The sequence below is a fragment of the Bradyrhizobium sp. F1.13.3 genome, from assembly GCF_040548265.1.
GTDB lineage: Bacteria > Pseudomonadota > Alphaproteobacteria > Rhizobiales > Xanthobacteraceae > Bradyrhizobium.
Genome location: NZ_JBEPRI010000017.1, coordinates 59,361 through 79,141, shown reverse-complemented (window position 1 = coordinate 79,141; position 19,781 = coordinate 59,361). Strand labels below are relative to the sequence as shown.

Genomic DNA, 19,781 nt, shown 5'->3' with positions numbered 1-19,781 from the left:
CACGGAGCCTGCGCGGGATGAGCAGGCTTCACATCGCCGCCCGCCTCGGCCTTATCGTCGTCGGCGCCATCATTCTCGTGCAGTTGCTGTCGGTCGCTATCTATTTCGTGGAGCAGCGCGGCCGCGGCGAGCCGTCCGGATTTGCCGCTTTGTTCGCGCAGGTCGCCGCCTTGGCGGAGGCGATCGACAGGGTCCCGCGCGACGATCGTGACCTGGTGCTGCGCGCGGCCACGACGGCGCGATTCAAGCCGGTCGTGCGTCAGGACGTGCCGCCCAACCCGTTGCATGGCCGTTTCCTGGGCAGTGCGGAGCAACGGCTGCGCGCGCTGAGCGGTGTGCCGGCGGAGCGGCTGGTCGCATTGTCCTTCGTCAACGTCAGGGACGGCCAGCGGGTGGCCCGCTTGCGTGATCTCGTCACCTCGCGCCTACAAGCCGTCATTGAACTTGCTGGCGGCGGCTATCTGGTGATCGAGACCGCAGGCGAGATCGGTCTTCGCCTGCTTGGCATTCCTGTCGGCCTGCTGGCCGGAATTCTCGGCTTCGTGGTCGCTTTGGCGGCCTTGCTCGCGGTCCGCCACGAGACCAGGCCGCTGTCCGAGTTGACCGTCGCCATCGAGCGCTTCGGCGCTGCCATGGAGACCAGACCGGTCAGCGAGCGGGGTGCTCCCGACGTCCGGGCGCTAATCCGCGCCGTCAACGCCATGCAGGCGAACATCGCCGAACTGCTGCGCAGCCGCACCCTCGTGCTCGGCGCGATCAGCCATGATCTGCGCACCTATGTCACGCGGCTGCGGCTACGTCTCGAGCTGCTGCCCGAAAGCGTGCAGCGGGACAAGGCAACCGTCGATCTCGACGACATGCAATCGCTGATGGATGATGCGCTCGCCTTTGTCCGCGCCTCGTTCGCAGGCCCGTCAGCGGAGACCGTCGATCTTGTTCGCGTCGCGCGGACCGAGTATGAAGCGCGCAAGGGCGCCTGCGCAGCGGTGACGCTCACCTGCGAAGATCCGTCTCTCCTCATCCGCGGCTCGGCTGCGGGCATGGCTCGGGTCATTGCCAATCTGGTCAACAACGCGATCCTCTATGGTGGCGTCGCAGACATCTCCTTGCATGCCGAGACCGGTGTGGTCGAACTCCTGGTCGAGGACCGCGGGCCGGGAATCCCGGTCGACGAACGCACCCGCGTATTCGATCCATTCTACCGGCTGGAGACCTCGCGCAGCCGCGAGAGCGGCGGCGCAGGATTGGGACTCACAATCGTGAGGCAAGTTGTCGAAAGCAACGGCGGCACGGTCGCCATCGAGGATCGTCCCGGTGGCGGCACGCGTGTCCGCGTCCGGCTGCCGCGCGAGCGGTCTCAGTAACGGCTGCGATAGCCATCGCCGCGTCCCGGGCCGCCGTAGTTGCCGCCTCGGCCGCCCATGCCCATGCCAATTCCGATGCCTATTCCGACACCTATGGCTTCTGGCGGCGGGCCGGCGGGCGGCGCGCGCTCGTAGATCACTTCATCGGGCGGCGGCCGGCGCGGCCTGGGCGGTGTGTCGACCACCTTGCGCTTCGGCGGCGTGTCGTCGACGCGCTTCTTGATCACGGGCGCGACCGTCGGATTGACCGGCGTTGCCGGTGTCGAAGGCGTCGAGCACGGGCAGGTCGGCGCCATCGCGACGGCGACCGGGGCAGGAGCGGCCGCGACCACAGCAGGCAAGACGTAGTTGCGGTTCTGCACGCGAAGCAGCAGCCTGCGTGCGGTCGCAGCCAGATCGCTGTTGTCCCAGTTCGCCAGATACGCCTCGAACGAGGCGCGGGTGTTGATCGCGGTGGCGCGTTCCCACGCCAGCATCTGGCGCCGGCGCTCCATGATCGTGCGCAGGCGCGGCGTACGGGTATCCTGAGCATACAACTCGATATAGGCCTGATACGCCGGCACGGTGTCGTCGGTGATCACCATCTCATAGGCGACCATGGCCGGCTTGCCCTGCAAATCCTTGCGCCAATCCTCGAGGCTGCGCGTGCCGCTCGCAAGTGCCATGGAGGATGCGCCAGGAAGCGCAGTCTGACCGCCGCTGCTGTCGCCGCCGAAGAACTTGAAGTCGGTCGTCAGCGACGAGCTTTCCCAGGGGATCTGGCGTCCGTCGGTCGATTGCGCCACAGCGACGCGAATGCGCTTGAACACTTCCTCGATCGGCAGATTGGGCTGCTTGGCGACGGTCAGCGCTGCGGTGGTGTAGGGGCTGTCAATGCCAGAGCCATCCTCGGCTTCCGAGCCCGGCGAGGTCGAATAGGAAATGAAGGAGCCCGGCGCGCCGGCCTTGGTGTCGACGATCGCAAGCCCGTGTCCGGCGCCGCTGAGGGCAGGGAACGGATTGTTGCGGCAGGCATCGAGCATGAAGATGCGTGCTCGTGTCGGCAGCGCGCCGAGCGTGTTGAGCAAATCGTTGAGCCGCACGCCCTGAAGGGGGATATCGGCCTCGCGCTTGGGGTCGAGATCGACCGGCACCAGATAGTTCTCGCCGTCGATCTGCAGGCCGTGGCCGGCATAGAACACCAGCGCGACGGTGTCGGCGCCGCTGGCGCTGACCTTCCCGGCGAAATCCGAGATCGCCTGACGCATATCGTTCTGCGCCAGATTGGACGCCGTGGTGACGGTGAAGCCGGCATTGCCGAGCAGCTCCGTCATGCCCTTGGCGTCGTTGGCTGCGTTGGGCAGTTCCGGCACGGTGCGATAGGCCGATTGACCGATCACGAGTGCGAGCCGCGCTTCGGCCGCGGCCTCCGTCGGAATCGTCAATTGCGAGAGCGCGAGAAGACCGGATGCAAGAAACAAATTGCGAAGAATTGGACGGCGCATGGTGTCACCTCCATCGGCAATGCGCGCGATGATGTCACCCTTTGTAGGTGGCCGCCATGCGTCTGTCTGTGCACTGGATCACGTTGAGCTGCGGCAAAATGGGGCAGGAGGTCTGCCGGAGCCAGTGCGGCATCGTTCTGGCACCATCCATGTGAATTGCGCATTGATCCATGCGCCAATTGGATTGATCGCCGATGCCGCGCGAAAGCATCCTCGCGCACATCTGGCCCGATGCCGGTCTGAGCGAAAATCCCGCAAAAAACGCGGTTGTTTCGCCGCGCGCTGATGCCGTCGACCTTCGCGACACGCCGCTTTGCAATGGCCGGCCTCAAGTCTTGCCTGCGCCGTCGCTTTGGCCATACAGTCCGTGCAACGGGCTGCGGCAACTCCGCGGCGCGAAAAACAATAATCGGGGAGAGACCGCACCATGTCCATCGTGCCCGTGAACCGTCGCGCGTTCATCAAGTCGTCGACGGGACTTGCCGCCGGCCTCGTGTTCTCCCCCGCACTCATCGGCCGCGCCGAAGCCGCGACGCTGAAGCTGAAATGCTCCTCCTCGCTGCCGAACGATCCCAAATTCGCCAACGGCCGCGTCTGTTACGACAATCTCGTGAAGAACCTGAAGGCGAACGGCCTCGGGGAGCAGGTCGAGGTCGCGTTCTTTCCCGACAACCAATTGGGTCAGGAAATCGACGTCATCAACTCGGTGAAGCTCGGCGTCATCGACCTCATGGTGTCGGGATCGTCGATCTCGGCCAATCTGGTGCCGCTGGTCGGCACCTTCGATCTCGGCTTTCTGTTCTCGAGTTTCCCGCAGCAGACCAAGGCGTTCGATTCTGGCGCGGCCAAGCCGATCGAGGACGCGCTGCTCAAGGGCAGCAACATCCGAATCATCGCCTGGGCCTATAATTTCGGCTCGCGCAGCGTGTTGGCGCGGAAGCCGGTGAAGACGCCCGAAGATCTCGCCGGTCTCAAGATCCGCACCCTGCCAAATCCTGTCATCACGGAATGCCTGCGCCTGATGGGCGCCGCCGCGACGCCGCTGGCGTTCGGCGAAATCTATACGGCATTGCAGGCCGGCGTGCTGGACGGGCTGGAGCACGATCCGCCGACCATCCTGGCCAGCAAGTTCTTCGAAACCGCAAAATTCTATGCACTGACACAGCACAATTTCTCGCCGCTCGCGATCTATTTCAGCGACACGACCTACAATCGCATGGATCCGAAGCTGCGCGACGGGTTTCTCGATGCCGCGAAGAAGGCTGCGGCCGACACGCGTACCCACGGGCTCGCGGTCGAGAAGGAGGCGCTGTCGGCCTTGACCGAAAAGGGCGTGACGGTGGCCGAATGCGACCGCGAGGCGTTCAAGAAGCGCGTCGCGCCGCAGATCGAGAACTTCATCAAGGCGCGGCCGGACTCCAAGGCCGTCATCGACATCATCCGCGCCACGCAGGCCTGACGTGGCAATGACGGCTGCCGTATCTCTCTCGGGCGGGCGCCACGGGAGCATCGCCCTGCTGCTTCGCGTCAGCGACGCGATCGCGGCCATTTTGCTGGCCGCGGATCTCGTCGTCGTCTGCGGTTCCGTGCTGCTGCGCTTCTGCTTCAACGCGCCGGTGGAGTGGTCCGACGACGTCGCGCGCGGCCTGATGGTCGGCTCGGCCTTCTTCGGCGCGGCGAGCGCGCTCGCGCGCGGCGAGAATGTCGGCGTCTCTTTCTTCCGCGACATGGCGCCGGCACGGCTGCGCGCGCTGGTCGACGCCGCCAGCGCGCTGCTGGTGGTGCTGATCTCGGGCTACGTCGCCTACAACGCCATCAAGCTCGGCTCGCTGACGGCGGGTCAGACCACCGGATCCGGCTTGCCGCTGGAGCTGACCTTCTACCCGATGGGCGCCGGCGCGCTGTTCATGACGGTGTTTGCGATCGACCAACTCTGCGCCAGGCCACTCCCCGACATCGTCAGGGGCCTCGTCGCGATTGCCGTCGTGACCGGCCTCTATCTCGCCTGGGATTATCTGTCGCCCGCTACGGTGCCGTCGGCGGGCACGCTGATGCTGATCGGTTTCTTCGCGACGTTGGTCGGCGGGTTGCCGATCGGCTTTGCGCTGGCGCTGGCCGCGCTGATCTTCATCTGGGTTGAGGGCGCGCTGCCCGGCGTTATCTTCGCGCAGCAGATGGCGCGCGGCATCGACAATTTCGTGCTGCTCGCGATTCCCTTCTTCATTCTCGTCGGCTACCTCATGGAAGCCAACGGCATGTCGGTGCGCCTGATCGAGCTGTTGCAACGCGGGGTCGGACGCATGCGCGGCGGCCTCAACGTCGTGATGGTGGCCTCGATGGTGCTGTTTTCCGGCATCTCCGGTTCGAAGATGGCCGACGTCGCGGCGGTCGGCTCCGTACTGATTCCGGCGGCGCGCCGCTCCAAGCAAAATCCGGGCGGCGCCGTGGCGCTGCTCGCGGCCTCCGCGGTGATGGCGGAGACCATCCCGCCCTGCATCAATTTGATCATCCTGGGTTTCGTCGCGAACCTGTCAATCGGCGGCCTGTTCGTCGCAGGGCTGTTGCCGGCGGCGCTGATGGCGCTGGCCTTGATCGCCGTCTCCATCATCTTCGGCAAGACCCCAACTGAGACTCCGGCTGATGAGGAGGACATCGCGCCGCAGATGCCGGTGTCGGGCCTGTGGAGCGGCGCGATCGCCTCGTTCGGCCTGATCTTCATGATCTTCTTCGGCTTCAAGAGCGGCTTTGCCACGGCCACGGAAATCTCGGCCTTCGCCGTGGCCTATGCACTCGTTGTCGGCAGCGTGGTGTTCCGGGAGCTCAGCTTCACATCGGCCGCGCACAGTTTTGTGCAGGGGGCGACGCGCGCGGGGCTCGTGCTGTTCATCGTTGCCGCAGCGCAATCGCTGGCGTTCACGCTGACCTTGCAGCAAGTGCCGCATGCGGTCGGCGATTTCATGCTCGGATTGTCCAAGACCAGCGGCACCTGGCTGTTTATCCTGCTCGCGATCGGCGTGCTGATCGTGATGGGCTCGGTGCTGGAGGGCGCGGCCGCGCTGATCATCTTCGGGCCGTTGCTGCTGCCGGTGGCCGTGCAGCTCGGCATCGATCCCCTGCATTTCGGCGTGGTGCTTGTGATCGCGATGGGCATCGGCCTGTTCGCGCCGCCGCTCGGGCTCGGGCTCTACGGCGCCTGCCTGATCGGCAACGTGCCGATTGAGCAGACAGTGAAGCCGATCATGGGCTATCTCGGCCTGCTGTTCCTTTGCCTGCTCGTGATCGCGTTCGTGCCATGGCTCAGCACGGCATTGCCGCGTGCGTTCGGCTATTGAGGGAGTGTTGCCGTGAAAGTCCTGCTGGCCCACACGCCGGAGATGCGCCGCAATTACTATGGCGATCGCAGCCTGAACGGTTTGCGCGCGGCCGCCGAGGTGATCCTGCACGAAAGCGATGAGACGCTGGTCTCAGCCAGCCTCGTGCGCGCTGCGCAAGATGTCGACATCATCGTGGCCGACCGCATGACCGAAGGACGCGGCGAGATCTTTGGGCAACTGCCGCGCCTGCGCGCCTTCGTACGCTGCGCTGTCGACATCCGCAACGTCGATGTCGAGGCCGCCTCGAACGCCGGCGTGCTCGTGACCCGCGCCGGGCCTGGCTTCGTGCAAGCCGTTGCCGAGCTCGCGGTTGGCTTCATGGTCGATCTCTCCCGCGCCGTATCGCGGGCGACGGCCGATTACCACGCCGGCCGCAAGCCGGAGGCGCGGATGGGACGTCAGCTCGCCGGCAGCAAGATCGGCATCATCGGCTATGGCAGCATAGGGCGCTATCTCGCCGACATCGCCAAGGTGATGCGCATGGAGGTGCTGGTCGCAGATCCCTTTGCGACCGTGAGCGACAGCGCCATCCGGCAGGTCAGCCTCGACGAGCTCCTCGCCGCGTCCGACTATGTCGTCTGCCTTGCCATCGCCAACGAGCAGACCGAAAATCTGATCGGCGAGGCGGCGTTGGCGCGCATGCAGAAGCACGCCGTCTTCATCAATCTCTCGCGCGGTAACCTCGTCGACGAAGCGGCGCTGGCGAAGGCGCTGGTTGAGAATCGTATCGCAGGTGCCGCGATGGATGTCGGCCGCGCGCCCGACCAGATGCCAAGTCCGGAGCTTGCGAAGCTTCCCAACGTCATTGCGACGCCGCATGTCGGCGGACTGACGCCGCAGGCGATCGAATATCAGTCGCTGGAAACTGTGCGGCAGGTCGAAGCGATCGTTAAAGGCGAGGCCCCCCAAGGCGCCGTCAACGCCGACCGCTGGACGCGGCGGCCGTGAGCGGCTCTAAAGCCGGTCCACGGCTTTGAACGTCCCGTCCTTCTGGATCACCGTCAAAAACACCTTCGGCGGCGCGTCGAGCATGCGCATGCCGACGGTGAAGGTGCTGCCGCTGATGTCGAAGCGGCCGACATCGTTGATGGCCCGCAGCAGGCTCGCGCGCGTCGGTTGCGGTCCGGCCTGTTCCAGCGCCGCGGCCGCGAGACGGCCGGCGATATAGCCTTCGAGCGACACGAAACTCGGTGTCAGCGCGGGGTCGAACGCCGTCTGCGCCGCCTGGTAGTCGGCGACCAGCTTGAGCGAGCGGTCCCAGGGAAACGGCACGACCTGCGTGACGACGACGCCTTCGCCCTCGGGGCCGAGCTCCCGGGCGAGCGCAACGGCGCCGACGAAGGAGATGTTGACGAAGGTCGGACGCGCGCCGCTGCGGTGCGCGAGCTTGATGAACTCCGCGCAGGGACCGTAGGTCCCGACCATGACGATCGCCTCGGGTTCGACGCGCTTGATCGTGCGCCAGGCCGACGCGACGGCGCGGGTGTTGCGCTCGAAGGTGCCCTCGGCGGCGAGCTCAAGACCGCGCTTGGCAAGCGCGCGCTTCACGCCGGAAAGACCGTCGCGCCCGAAGGAATCGTCCTGGTAGAAGATGGCGATGCGGGTGAAATGGAGATCCTCCGTAAGGTGCTTGACCCACGCCTCGGCCTCGGCGCCATAGCTCGCACGGATGTTGACCACGTTCGCAAGCTGGAGGTCGCGCAAAAATTCGGCGCCGCTGAAAGGACCGATGAACGGCACGTTCCTGGCGCTGGTGATCGGTATCGTCGCCATCGCGGTCGGCGTGCCCACCGCGCCGATCAGAGCGAACACCTTGTCGTCCTCGATCAGCCGCAGCGTCTGCACCGTCGAGCGGTCGGGATCGTAACCGTCGTCGCGGCTGATGAGCTGGAGCTTGCGGCCATGGACGCCGCCCTTGGCGTTGATCTCGGTGAAGGCTGCGACGATGCCCTGGCGCATCCGCTGTCCGAGTGCGGAGGAGGGACCTTCGAGCGCTGCGGCCTGGCCGAACAGGATTGCATCCTTGCTGACGCCGATCTCGTCGGCTTTCGCCGGCAGCATGATTACTGCCAGGACGGCGACGGTCATGACGATGCATATCGCAGATCGAGATCGATACATCAGGAAAAGTCTTGCCGGGTGCGGTGAGTAGCTTTGTGAAAGCTATCGCCGCAGGATGAATCGCCGATGTATCGACGGCTCCGTACTACTCCGGGGAAAACCGGCAACTTATTGCGACAAAGTCCGCATCATCCTGCACTTCATTAACTAAGCTGGATAATGCGGAAAAACCGGGTTCCGAAATTGTGCAGTTCTTAACCGCGGTCCTGTTCCGATAGTGGCTCCGGCGGCTCAACCAGAGGTTCGGTTGGCCGGGAGAGGGGACGGCGGTTTCTGGAATGGGCGGTCGGGATCAGAACGATCAGGATCGGGGGCGTATGACCGGATGGTGGCGTGCCGCGCTGCTGCTCAGGCTCTATCGCCCTGCGCTCGTCGCGGTCGGAATCGGTCTTCTGTTTTCCGTCGCGGGTGCGGCCGCCGTGGCGCGATGGGAGGGCCGCGTCAACAAGATCGAGTTCGAGAACGCGGCCGAGACCGAAGTGATCGTCATGCAGAACGGCATGAGCGAGTACATCTCCAGGCTCGTCGCGCTACGCACGCTGTTCGAATCGACCAACCAGGAGATCACCCGCAGCGAATTCGAGACCTTCAGCACCCGCTTGTTCGAGCGCCATCCCGGCATGCTGCGCATTTCCTGGGTGCCGCGCGTGAACCGCAAGGAGCGCGCCGAATACGAGGCCGCGGCGATCACGGACGGCGTCTCCGGCTATCGCATCAAGTCGCTCCAGGGCGATGCGTTTGCGACCGCGCCGCAGAGCGACGAATATTTTCCGGTGCTCTACTCGACCCAGCCGAAGACGTCTCCGGTCTACGGCATGGACTACGCGACCGTTCCGGAACGCCGCGCGGTCCTCGAGCGCGCGCGCGACACCGACCGGATCGCCGCCATTCGCACCCGCCTCTTCGAGCCGAAGGCGGGCGGCCGGTTGCCCGACGTGCTCGTCGCCATTCCCGTCTACGCCAAGGGAACGTCGCGCGACACGGTCGTGGACCGGCGCCGCAATCTCGCCGGCTTCGTCGTCGGCGTCTTCGACCTGCCGCTGCTGATCCAGTCCATTCGCGTGACCACCGGGGCAAGCCCCGCGGTCAGCGTCAACGTCTATCCGCCGGTCCCGGGGCAGATCGTCGGCCAGGAGGACATGCTGCCGGATTATTCGTCGGCCGCCACGGCGCCGCAGTCGATGCGAGACGTCGCGCGGACCCTGCACTGGTCGGGCAATCTCAAGATCGGCGACTCCGATTGGCAGGTGCGGGCGGTTCCGGCTGCCGGCGGTCCGCTGGAGACGACCTACGATCGCGCGGGCGCGGTGCTGATCGTCGGCATGCTGCTGACGCTGTCGCTTTCGACCTATCTCATGCTCGCAAGCCGCAATTCGCGGCGGCTCTCGCTGGCGAACCGCCGGGTGCTCGAACTCGCCCAGACCGACATCCTGACCGGATTGCCGAACCGCGCCTTCTTCCTCGCCCGGCTCGACGAGCTCAATGGCCGTTTGAAGGACGGCGGTCCGACCTTCTCGATCCTGATGCTCGATCTCGACCGCTTCAAGAACGTCAACGACTCGCTCGGTCACGGTGCCGGCGATGTGCTGCTGCGTCAGGTCGCACAGCGGCTGAAATCCGCACTGCGCGCCGGCGACGTGCTGGCCCGGCTCGGCGGCGACGAATTCGCCGTCATCCAGGAAGCTTGCGAGGATCAGCGCGTCTGCTCGACCGAACTGGCGGGGCGGATCGCCAAGCTCGTGGCCGAGCCGTTCCTTCTTCCCGGACACCGCGTCGAGATTGGCACCAGCATCGGCATTGCGATCGCGCCCGATCACGGCAGCGATCAGGAGCAGCTGCTGAAGAAGGCCGACCTCGCGCTCTACCGCTCGAAATCGTCGGGCCGCAACTGCTTCACCATCTACGACAAGGCGATGTCGGCCGAGCTCGAGGCGCGCAGCACGCTGGAAGGCGATCTGCGCGACGCCATCGCGCGGTGCCAGCTCGAGGTGCACTACCAGCCGTTCGTCGACGCCCTCAGCGGCGCGCGGCGCGGCTTCGAGGCGTTGGTGCGCTGGCGGCATCCGACGCGCGGCTTGATTCCGCCGGACCAGTTCATCCCGCTTGCGGAGGAGACCGGGCTGATCGTGCCGCTCGGCGAATTCGTGTTGCGGCGCGCCTGCGCGGACGCGGCCGGCTGGCCGTCCGACCTTGCGGTCGCGGTCAATCTGTCGCCGATCCAGTTCAAGGAGGCCGAGCTGTTCGAGATGATCAGCGCCGCGCTCGCCGATTCCGGCTTGCCGCCCCAGCGGCTGGAGATCGAGATCACGGAATCCGTGCTGCTGGAACGCGGCGTCGAGAACCACGCCTTCATGGAGCGGCTGAAGAGCATCGGCATCGCGCTTGCGCTCGACGATTTCGGCACCGGCTATTCGTCGCTCAGCTATCTGACCGCGTTCCCGTTCGACAAAATCAAGATCGACAAATCGTTTATCCGCAACCTCACGCATCAACCGCGCAGCTCCGCCATCATCTCCTCGATCGTGACGCTGGCGCGCGGGCTGGACATGTCGGTCACCGCCGAAGGCGTCGAGACCCGCGAGGAGTACGAGCGGCTGAAGGCGCTCGGCGTCAATTTCGCGCAGGGCTATCTGTTCGGCCGGCCGCACCCAATCGAACGGATCCTTTTCGACGCGCCCGTCAAACCATCCCAACGCGACGCCGCCTGAGCGCGGCCGCTCAACGGGCATGCGCGAAAAGCGCTTGACCCGGGCAGTCCCGGATGGTCGGAAGGACCGTCCAGGGATGAAACACACAATGCGGCTTCCGTTCTTCTACGGTTGGGTCGTGGTCGCGGTGACCTTCGTCACCATGGCTATCGGCGTCAACGCGCGCACCGCCTTCTCGCTGTTCTTTCCTCCCATCATCTCCGAATTCGGCTGGGAGCGCGGCGTCACCGCGGGCGCCTTTTCCTTCGGGTTCGTGGTATCGGGCATGGTCAGCCCGCTGATCGGCCGGCTGATGGACCGCGCCGGCCCGCGCGCGGTGATGGAGCTCGGCGTGGCTCTGATGGGTGGCGGGCTCCTGCTCGCGCCGCTCACGAGCCAGCCATGGCATCTCTACGTCACCATCGGCGTCATGGTCGGCGCCGGCTCGGTGTGTCTCGGCTATTCCGGCCAGTCGCTGTTCCTGCCGAACTGGTTCATCCGCACGCGCGGCCTCGCCATCGGCATCGCCTTCGCCGGGGTAGGCATCGGCTCGGTGACGCTGCTGCCGTGGGTGCAGCACATGATCGAAGGGACCGGCTGGCGCACCGCCTGCACGGCGATGGGCTTGATGGTCCTGATCGTGCTGGCGCCGATCAATCTGTTCCTGCATAGGCGCCCCGAAGATATCGGTCTGCGGCCGGACGGCGATGCCGCGCCGGCCGCGGGCGCCGCAAAACCGGCCTCCAACATCGTCGATCCCGTCTGGGCCGGGACCGAATGGACACTTCGGAAAGCAGTCGCTACGGCGCGCTTCTGGTGGATTGCGCTCGGCTATTTCTGCGGCCTGTACATTTGGTACGCGGTGCAGGTGCACCAGACCAAGTTCCTGCTCGATATCGGCTTCAGCCCGGGTGTCGCGGTGTGGGCGCTCGGCATCGTCAGCCTGCTCGGCATTCCCGGCCAGATCCTGCTCGGCCATGTCTCCGACCGGATCGGGCGGGAATGGGTGTGGGCGATCAGCTGCGCGGGTTTTGCGATCTCTTTCGCGGCGCTGATGGCACTGAAATTCCAGCCGTCATTGTGGCTGGTCTATCTCATGGTGTTCACGCAAGGCGCGCTCGGCTACGGCCTGACCTCGATCATGGGCGCAGTGGTGTTCGAGATTTTTCAGGGCAGGCACCAGGGCAGCATTTTCGGCACGATCATGCTGGCGGCATTGGCCGGCGGTGCGGCCGGTCCCTGGGTCACCGGCTTGCTTTACGATCGGGTCGGCGACTACACGCTCGCCTTTGGCGTTGCCATCCTCGTGAGCGGATTATCGGCGCTCTCGATCTGGCAAGCCGCGCCGCGCAAGGTGCGCGCCGTCGCCGGCAAGCTTCAGGCGGATGCCGGCGCCGAATAGGTTCCGTACGCACCCAATTACCTTCGCGTGTTTGGCGGAATGTTAAGCATGTCGCGTCTTGGCGCGGTGCGAGCGGACTGCAAAAACGTCTTGGACACCATCGCGGCGCTAGCGTCGGTTGCCGTATCTTCCCGATGCCTCCGGGTCTAGCGATGTCCACCTCCGATTGTGCCATGACAGAAACTCCGGAAGTGCTGTTGGCCGCGCTCGAACGCGCCGAAGAGGGCATTGTCATTGTCGACAGCGCGCATCGCATCACGCATTTCAATGCCGGTGCGGAGCGGATCTGGAAACTCGCACGCGCTGATGTGCTCGGCCGCGATTCCGAAATTCTCACCCTCAAATGTCTTCGGGCCGAACCGTGTGCGGACTTCCGTGACGAGATCAGCCTCGTGCGATACGACGGCAGCCGGATCCGCGCGGCCATCTCGCTTTCATCCATTGCAAGTGGCGGCGTGACCCATCAGGTGGTGTTCGCGCGCGACGTCACCGCGGACGCCGAGCGCCGCGTCAGGATCGGGCTTCTCCACGCCGTCTCCGACCAGACCAACCGCGCGGTGCTCATCACCGACACCGATCAGAACATCGTCTACGTCAATGCCGCCTTCACGACGCTGTTCGGCTACACCAGCGAGGAAGCCGAGGGCCGCCGTGCGAGGGGGCTGATCGCCGGCCGCCACACCGATCGCAAGGCCGTTGCGAAGCTCATCAAGCGCCTGATGGATGGCGGCCACCGCGGCGAGCTCGAGATGCTCGCCTATGACAAGGACGGCGAGGAGATCTGGGTCTGCGCCCGCATCGATGCCTTCCGCGACAGGAAGGGCCAGGTCAAGCACATCTTCGCGCTGCTCGAGGACATCACCGAGACCAAGCAGTTGCGCTCGCTGCAGCAGCTCATCATGGGCGCGCTCGCCGACGAGGTTCCGATCGGCGAGATCGCAGACCGGCTGTGCCGCCGTGTCGAGCAGATCGCGCCTGACGTGGTCTGTTCGCTGCTTCACATCGACGCCGCGGGCCTGATCCATCCGCTCGGCGGCCCAAGCCTGCCCGAGGACTATTCCCGCGCATTGGAGGGCATTGCGATCGGCCCTAATGTCGGCTCCTGCGGAACCGCGGCCTTCTACGGCGAGCCGGTGCTGGCGACCGATCTGCAGACCGACCCGCGCTGGCAGCCCTACAAGGCGATGCCGCTCGCGATCGGCCTGCGCGCATGCTGGTCGACGCCGGTCAAGGCCAAGGACGGACGGGTCATCGCCACCTTCGCCTTCTACTACCGGGAGCCGCGCGCGCCGAGCAATTGGCACCGCCGCATCGTCGAGGCCTGCGTCAATCTCGGCGCCTTCGCGATCGAGCGCAAGGAAGCGCGCGCCGAGATCGCGCGGCTCGCCTATCACGATATCCTCACCGGTCTGCCGAACCGCGCACAATTGCGGCGCCTGATCACCACCGCCATCGATGCCTGCCCGACCGGCAGCCACGTCGCGCTGGCCTTCCTCGACGTCGATCATTTCAAGGACGTCAACGACACGCTCGGCCATGCCGCTGGCGACGAGCTCCTGATCCAGCTCGCGCAGCGCCTGCGCGAGCAGATCGGACCCGAGGACATGCTGGGGCGGCTCGGCGGCGACGAGTTCGTGATCCTGCTGCCGCGGCGCAACGCCGAGAGTGCCGAGCGCGTCGCGGCCGGAATCACCGAAGCGCTGGCCGCGCCGCTGCGGCTCGGCTCCAGGCAGCTGCAGATGTCGGCGAGCATCGGCGTCAGCCTCTATCCCGATCATGCGACCGACATCGACACCTTGATGCAGCAGGCGGACGCGGCCATGTACATGGCCAAGCAGGCGGGACGTTCGACCCATCGCCTGTTCAGCGCCGAGATGAACGGGCTCACCGAGCAGCGGTTGGCCTTGATCGCGGCGCTGCGCCGCGCCGTCGCCGAGGGCACGCTGACCCTCAGCTACCAGCCGCAGATCCGCAGCTGCGACGGCGCGATCCATGGCGTCGAGGCGCTGGCGCGCTGGCATGATGCCGAGCTCGGCGACGTCTCGCCGGCAAAATTCATCCCGCTCGCCGAAGAGTGCGGCCTGATCGAGCAGATTGGCCTGTGGTCGGTGCGCGAGGCCTGCCGGCAGATGGCGAGTTGGCGTCGCGCCGGGCTCGACATTCCATCTGTGTCGGTGAACCTGTCGCCGATCAATTTCCGCAACGTCACGCTGGCCGCGCGGCTCAAGGACATCCTCACCGAATACGATCTGCCGGCGGATGCGCTGATGCTCGAGATCACCGAGGGCGCGTTCATGCAGGACAGCGTTGCCGCGCTCGAGACGATGAACGCGATCCGGGAGCTCGGCGTCGGGCTTTCCGTGGACGATTTTGGCACCGGCTATTCCAGCCTGAGCCGGCTCGCCCATCTGCCGATCCGCGAGCTCAAGATCGACCGCAGCTTCATGCGCGACATCGAGCGTGACGCTGGCGCGCTCGCGATCGCCACCGCCGTGGTGCGCGTCGGGCAGGGCCTCGGCATGACCGTCGTCGGCGAAGGCGTCGAGACTGAGGCGCAGCGCAAGGTGCTGGCCGAACTCGGCTGCGACGTCGTGCAAGGCTTCCTCTACGCGCCCGCGCTCGCGCCCGTAGCCTTCGAGCGCTGGCTGATCGAGCACTGCGCCGAGCAGGCGCGGGCGATGCTGGCTCGTCTCGACATTGCACCGGCCGGCGCGACCGCGGTGAAGCGGTCGGCGTAGAAGCGACTTTGGCCGGTGATGACCAGGCTCAGGCATCCGGTTGCAGGAACGTGCCGTATTGCTTGGTCGCGGCGACCGCAGCCGCGGCCTGTCCGATCATCCGCATCGCTGCCATCATCGGCCACGGCCCAAGACTCACCCGCCGAACGCCGACGCGAGCCAGATCCGGAATTGCGGGAACGCCTTGTGTCACCATGATGTTGACCGGCAGAGGCGTGAGCTGAACAAACTTTTCAATGAGAGCGAGGTCGGTGAGGCCGGGTACGAAAATTCCGTCGGCGCCGGCCTCGGCATAGACCTTCGCCCGCCTTGCCGCTTCATTCATGCAATCGTCCGGCGATCCGAATTTCAGCAGGAATGGATCCGTTCTCGCATTGATGAACAGTCGAACTCCCAGATCTTTCGCAGCGTCCCGCACGGCCTTGATCTTGGCGGCATGGAGTTCGGGGTTGACGAGTTGCCGCTTTCCCTCCGATAGCCCGTCCTCGATATTGATGCCGACGGCGCCGGCCTTCAAAATCTCAGTCGCCGATCCGGCGGCGGCCTCTGGCGTGTCGCCATATCCTGCCTCCAGATCGATTGAAACTGGCACCGACACGGCCGCGGTCATCCGCGACACCAGGCCGGTCACCATGTCGAGCGGGACATTTTCTCCGTCGGCGTATCCAAGTGCGGAGGCGACCGCTCCGCTGCTGGTCGCGATGGCCGGAGAGGTCTTCGCGATGGCTTTGGCGCTGGCGGCGTCCCAGGCGTTGAACAGGACGAGCGGATCGCCCTTCGTGTGAAGGGCATGAAAGGTCTCGGCATATTGCTGCTGTGTCTTGGCGTCCATTGCGCGCACTCCAGATGAGAACTCAAAGGATGTTGTGGGCTACTGCCCGTTGCGTTCAGTCAGGCGCGTGCGTCTTGAACCAGTCCATGATCAGGCCGGTGACTTCGTCCTCACGCTCGAGGTGCGGGAAGTGGCCGACATCGGGCAGGACAATCCGCTTGTGCGGCCCCTTGAACAGACGCTCCTCCTTGACCGAGTACCTCGCTGTCGGATCGTTGCTGCCGTAGATCGTCAGCGTCGGCGTGTGCATGTCATTGATGGGCAGCCGGCCCGCGAGCCCCGCATCGGTCAGGCCTCCGTAATATTTAAGCGCTGCGGCCATCGTGCCGGGTGAGCTGAGCGTCTCCTTGATCGAACGAATATGCTCGGCATTGTTGAACGTCGGCGACCACAGCTTCCAGAGATAGTCGACGAAGGGAAGTCCCTCGGTGTTGACCGCCGATACCGCGCCGGGCAGCTGGAAAAAATAGACATGGAAGACGGCTCGAACGAGCTCCGGATCCCGTCTGATGCTCGAAATTGTAATTGGATGTGCGGTGTTCATGACCACGGCGGCCTTGATTGCCGATGGCGCCGTGGCTAGCGCCTGAAAGGTCGACGTGCCGCCCCAATCCATGCCAACGACGCGTGTCTGTCCGTCGTCGCTCAGCGCAGCGATGAGGCCTTCAAGATCCTTGCCCAGTGCGATGGGATCGAAAATGCCGTCCGCTGGAATCTCGGTCGGTGCATAGCCGCGCAGGAACGGCGCGACCGCACGATAACCTGCATCCGCGAAGACCTGCAGCTGCTTTCGATACGACCAGGCATTGTCGGGAAAGCCGTGCAGGAACATGACAAGAGGGCCGTCGCCCTGTTCGAGATAGGCGAAGCGCACGCCGTTCGCCCGCACGTATTTCAAGGCGGGTTCAGTGCCTCCGGTATTCGCTTGGGCATTCGCTTGTCGTGCCGCGCTCCCAGTATTCATCGTCATTCTCCATCTCATCGTGCCCCGCGATCCAGAATATGTGCGTAGCGCACATATCGGTCAAGTTGTTTTTTGTGCGCTCCGCACATATTGTCGGCGCATGGAAACTGGAATCGCAAATTTGCTGGGGGCGCTTTCGCTCGCCGTCATGGATCGGATCGAGCAGGGCGCGCGCGAGGTCATCGGCCGCGGCGGCGAGACGCCTGCCGCACTGGTCGTCATCGGCTATGGCCAGGGCATGACAAACGACAAGCTGCGGCGGATCCTTGGCCTGTCGCATTCGGGAACGGTCCGGCTGGTGGACCGTCTGGTATCGGATCAGCTGGTCGAACGTCGGCCCGGACAGGATGGCCGGGAGGTTGCTCTGCACCTGACGGCGAAGGGCGCCGCAACCCGCAACGACTTGATGACGTCGCGAATTTCGGCCGTCGCGTCGCTTCTGGATGTGCTGTCGCCGGCTGAAACGAAACGGCTCGAAGCGCTGCTCCATGAGTTGTTGGCTCGGCAGGATACGTCCGAGATGGATCGCTTCACGATCTGTCGCATGTGCGACGACAGCGTATGTACGAATTGCCCCTTGCCCACGGACAAGAGCAAACGCGCTCGCTAGTGGGCGCTCTCGCGATGGCCCCGGAACTTTGCCGAGCAGGCGGGGGCGATCTCGGAGACTTCCTATCGACGGATCGCTCGCAAACCACCTCCTGTTAATCCTCTGGTGATCAGTTGATCGGCTGGTGATGTGATCCGCGTCGTTAACAGGCCGCACCAGCCCCGGAACCCCCGTCAATGGACCAGATCCCGCACGCCCCCAAGCCGCTCCATCGGATCACGCTTTCCGAATTGCTGGGTGCGCTGAGCCACGCGCTCGATCTCTCGGAGGGGCAGCCGGCCGGACATTGCGTGCGATGCAGCCGCATCGGCGTCATGATCGGCAGGGAGATCGGTCTCGGCGAAGACGAACTTGTCGAACTCTATTATGCCCTGTTGCTGAAGGATCTCGGCTGCAGCAGCAACGCTGCGCGCATCTGCGAGCTGTATCTGACCGATGATCTCTCCTTCAAACAGGACTTCAAGCTCATTGACGGCAGCCTGCCGCAAGCGCTGCGCTTCGTGCTGGGCCATACCGGGCTGAAGGCCGGCCTGGCCGAACGGTTTCGCGCCATCGTCAATATCTTCCAGAACGGCGGCGAGATCGCTCGCGAACTGATCGAGACGCGCTGCCATCGCGGCGCCGACATCGCCCGCAAGATGCGCTTCTCCGAACCGGTCGCGGAGGGCATCAAGAATCTCGATGAGCATTGGGATGGCGGCGGCAAGCCGCTCGGCATTCGCGGCGCGGCCATCCCGATTTACTCCCGCCTCGCCTTGTTGGCTCAGGTGGTCGATGTGTTCTACATCGCGAACGGTCCCAAAGCCGCCCTTCGTGAGGCCCGGAATCGAGCGGGCAGCTGGTTCGATCCAGACCTGGTTGCCGCTTTTGAACGCATCGCGGCGCAGCCTGGATTCTGGGACATGCTTGGCACTGAAGACGGGCCCGAGACTGTTCCTCTGCTGCCGCAGCAGGCGAGCGTGCCGGTGGATGAGGACTATCTGGACGACATCGCGGCGGCCTTTGCCCAGGTGGTCGATTCCAAAAGTCCCTACACCAGCGGCCACAGCGAACGCGTCACGCTCTTTACCGACATGATCGCGGAGCAGCTGGAGTTCACTGCCGAGCGCCGACGCTGGCTCAAGCGTGCCGCGCTGCTGCATGACATTGGCAAGCTCGGCGTCAGCAACGCAATCCTTGACAAGCCGGGTAAGCTTGACGACTTCGAATGGGAGATCATGCGCAAGCATTCCGCGCATTCGGAAGCGATCCTGTCGCGCATCGGCGCGTTTGGCGATCTCGCTCCGATCGCCGGGGCGCATCACGAGCGGCTGGACGGCAAAGGCTATCCGCGTGGGCTCGCGGGAGACCAGATCTGCCTGGACACCCGAATCATCACGACCGCGGATATCTTCGATGCGCTGACCGCGGAACGGCCGTATCGGGCTGCGATGCCAGTGACGAAAGCTCTTGCGATCATGTCGGAGATGGTCGGCACCCAGATCGACGCGGACTGCTTTGCGGCTATTCGCCGGGCTCTTGGACGCGTGGACGAGACGCTCGCGGCTTGACGAGGGTCCGGCGTCATCCGGCTTGCAACGTCCGGTGAGCCGACCGGGAGCAACCGCGCGTTCACGTCGCGGAAAGGAACGTCCGGCGCTTCTCCACGTTGTCGGCCGTCGAGCGCAAACCGGTTCATACGATGAAAAAGATCGCCACCATCCTTGGGATGCTCGGTAGCTTGCCGGCCGCTGCCGGTGCGGAGAGTTGGAGCGGCTATCGCATTCCCGAGACCGGGACCAGCGTCGACATCCCTTCGTCCATCTTCACAGAGCAAGCCGGTCGCCCCGACGGCTATGGCATGCAGTACCGGACCAGCGACGGCCGTGCGGATTTGACGGTGCAGGCCGTTCCGAACGAAGGCAGCTCACCGGCGGCTTTCCTGGCGCGAAAGAATCCGCCGTCCGGCATTACCTACAAGCGGATCACGCCGCGCTTCTTCGTGGTCTCCAGCACCCGCGGCGGCAAGATCTGGTACGACCGCTGCAACTTTGGCCGCCGCTACGTGCATTGCGTGCTGATCAACTACCCGGCCGCCGAGAAGCGGCAATGGGATGCTGTCGTGACCCGCGTCAGCCGCACGCTGAGCGGCGGTTGATCCGTTCACAAAGAAAAACCTGCTCACAAAGAAAAAACTGCCCGCAGGTTGCGGGCAGCAGTGTCGTG

Annotated in this window: 14 protein-coding genes; 10 read left to right on the top strand and 4 right to left on the bottom strand. The window is 64.9% G+C overall.

The features are described 5' to 3' along the window. The first annotated feature begins 17 nt into the window (after positions 1 to 17). Entirely contained in the window at positions 18 to 1,364 is a 1,347-nt protein-coding gene (locus ABIB66_RS34250) for a sensor histidine kinase (RefSeq protein ID WP_354205402.1), read from the top strand. Here ABIB66_RS34250 and ABIB66_RS34245 read toward each other — a convergent pair. Further along, positions 1,358 to 2,848, bottom strand: a complete 1,491-nt coding sequence (locus ABIB66_RS34245) for a caspase family protein (RefSeq protein WP_354205404.1) — start codon at positions 2,846 to 2,848, stop codon at positions 1,358 to 1,360. The two genes, ABIB66_RS34250 and ABIB66_RS34245, sit on opposite strands and share 7 nt — an antisense overlap. A 427-nt stretch (positions 2,849 to 3,275) precedes the next feature. On the opposite strand from ABIB66_RS34245, the gene ABIB66_RS34240 reads away from it, so the two are divergent. From ABIB66_RS34240 to ABIB66_RS34230, 3 genes are read left to right on the top strand one after another with little or no spacing between them, the layout of a single operon-like run. Further along, positions 3,276 to 4,307: a TRAP transporter substrate-binding protein gene (locus ABIB66_RS34240; RefSeq protein ID WP_354257676.1), complete on the top strand. Its 1,032-nt coding sequence runs from the start codon at positions 3,276 to 3,278 to the stop codon at positions 4,305 to 4,307. Between the two features lie 7 nt (positions 4,308 to 4,314). After that, complete coding sequence (locus tag ABIB66_RS34235; RefSeq protein WP_354205407.1) at positions 4,315 to 6,180, top strand: TRAP transporter large permease; 1,866 nt, start codon at positions 4,315 to 4,317, stop codon at positions 6,178 to 6,180. A gap of 12 nt (positions 6,181 to 6,192) precedes the next feature. Then, the gene (locus ABIB66_RS34230; RefSeq protein ID WP_354205409.1) at positions 6,193 to 7,170 is read left to right on the top strand and encodes a hydroxyacid dehydrogenase; all 978 of its coding nucleotides are present in this window, start codon (positions 6,193 to 6,195) and stop codon (positions 7,168 to 7,170) included. Between the two features lie 6 nt (positions 7,171 to 7,176). Here ABIB66_RS34230 and ABIB66_RS34225 read toward each other — a convergent pair whose 3' ends face one another. After that, a complete protein-coding gene (locus ABIB66_RS34225; RefSeq protein ID WP_354205411.1) occupies positions 7,177 to 8,310 on the bottom strand; it encodes an ABC transporter substrate-binding protein in 1,134 nt (377 codons plus the stop codon). 350 nt (positions 8,311 to 8,660) lie between these two features. On the opposite strand from ABIB66_RS34225, the gene ABIB66_RS34220 reads away from it, so the two are divergent. From ABIB66_RS34220 to ABIB66_RS34210, 3 genes are all read left to right on the top strand, one after another. Next, positions 8,661 to 11,051 carry a bifunctional diguanylate cyclase/phosphodiesterase gene (locus ABIB66_RS34220; RefSeq protein WP_354257672.1) on the top strand — a complete coding sequence of 797 codons (2,391 nt, stop codon included), beginning with the start codon at positions 8,661 to 8,663 and terminating at the stop codon, positions 11,049 to 11,051. Positions 11,052 to 11,139: 88 nt separating this feature from the next. Beyond that, on the top strand, positions 11,140 to 12,432 hold the full coding sequence (locus tag ABIB66_RS34215; protein WP_354060897.1) for an MFS transporter: 1,293 nt from the start codon (positions 11,140 to 11,142) through the stop codon (positions 12,430 to 12,432). Positions 12,433 to 12,584: 152 nt separating this feature from the next. After that, positions 12,585 to 15,170, top strand: coding sequence for an EAL domain-containing protein (locus ABIB66_RS34210; RefSeq protein WP_354257669.1), 2,586 nt, complete (start codon positions 12,585 to 12,587; stop codon positions 15,168 to 15,170). A 28-nt stretch (positions 15,171 to 15,198) separates the two neighbouring features. On the opposite strand, the gene ABIB66_RS34205 is transcribed toward ABIB66_RS34210, so the two are convergent. Together ABIB66_RS34205 and ABIB66_RS34200 are read right to left on the bottom strand one after the other, a co-directional pair. Then, positions 15,199 to 16,002, bottom strand: a complete 804-nt coding sequence (locus ABIB66_RS34205; protein ID WP_354257666.1) for an isocitrate lyase/PEP mutase family protein — start codon at positions 16,000 to 16,002, stop codon at positions 15,199 to 15,201. A 55-nt stretch (positions 16,003 to 16,057) separates the two neighbouring features. Continuing rightward, the gene (locus ABIB66_RS34200) at positions 16,058 to 16,972 is read right to left on the bottom strand and encodes an alpha/beta fold hydrolase (protein ID WP_354205419.1); all 915 of its coding nucleotides are present in this window, start codon (positions 16,970 to 16,972) and stop codon (positions 16,058 to 16,060) included. A gap of 115 nt (positions 16,973 to 17,087) precedes the next feature. On the opposite strand from ABIB66_RS34200, the gene ABIB66_RS34195 reads away from it, so the two are divergent. The 3 genes from ABIB66_RS34195 (at position 17,088) to ABIB66_RS34185 (ending at position 19,713) form a co-directional block, all read left to right on the top strand. After that, positions 17,088 to 17,576, top strand: coding sequence for a MarR family winged helix-turn-helix transcriptional regulator (locus ABIB66_RS34195; RefSeq protein ID WP_354205422.1), 489 nt, complete (start codon positions 17,088 to 17,090; stop codon positions 17,574 to 17,576). A gap of 176 nt (positions 17,577 to 17,752) precedes the next feature. After that, entirely contained in the window at positions 17,753 to 19,126 is a 1,374-nt protein-coding gene (locus ABIB66_RS34190; RefSeq protein WP_354205424.1) for an HD-GYP domain-containing protein, read from the top strand. A gap of 131 nt (positions 19,127 to 19,257) precedes the next feature. Further along, the gene (locus tag ABIB66_RS34185; protein ID WP_354205426.1) at positions 19,258 to 19,713 is read left to right on the top strand and encodes a hypothetical protein; all 456 of its coding nucleotides are present in this window, start codon (positions 19,258 to 19,260) and stop codon (positions 19,711 to 19,713) included. Positions 19,714 to 19,781: the final 68 nt, after the last annotated feature.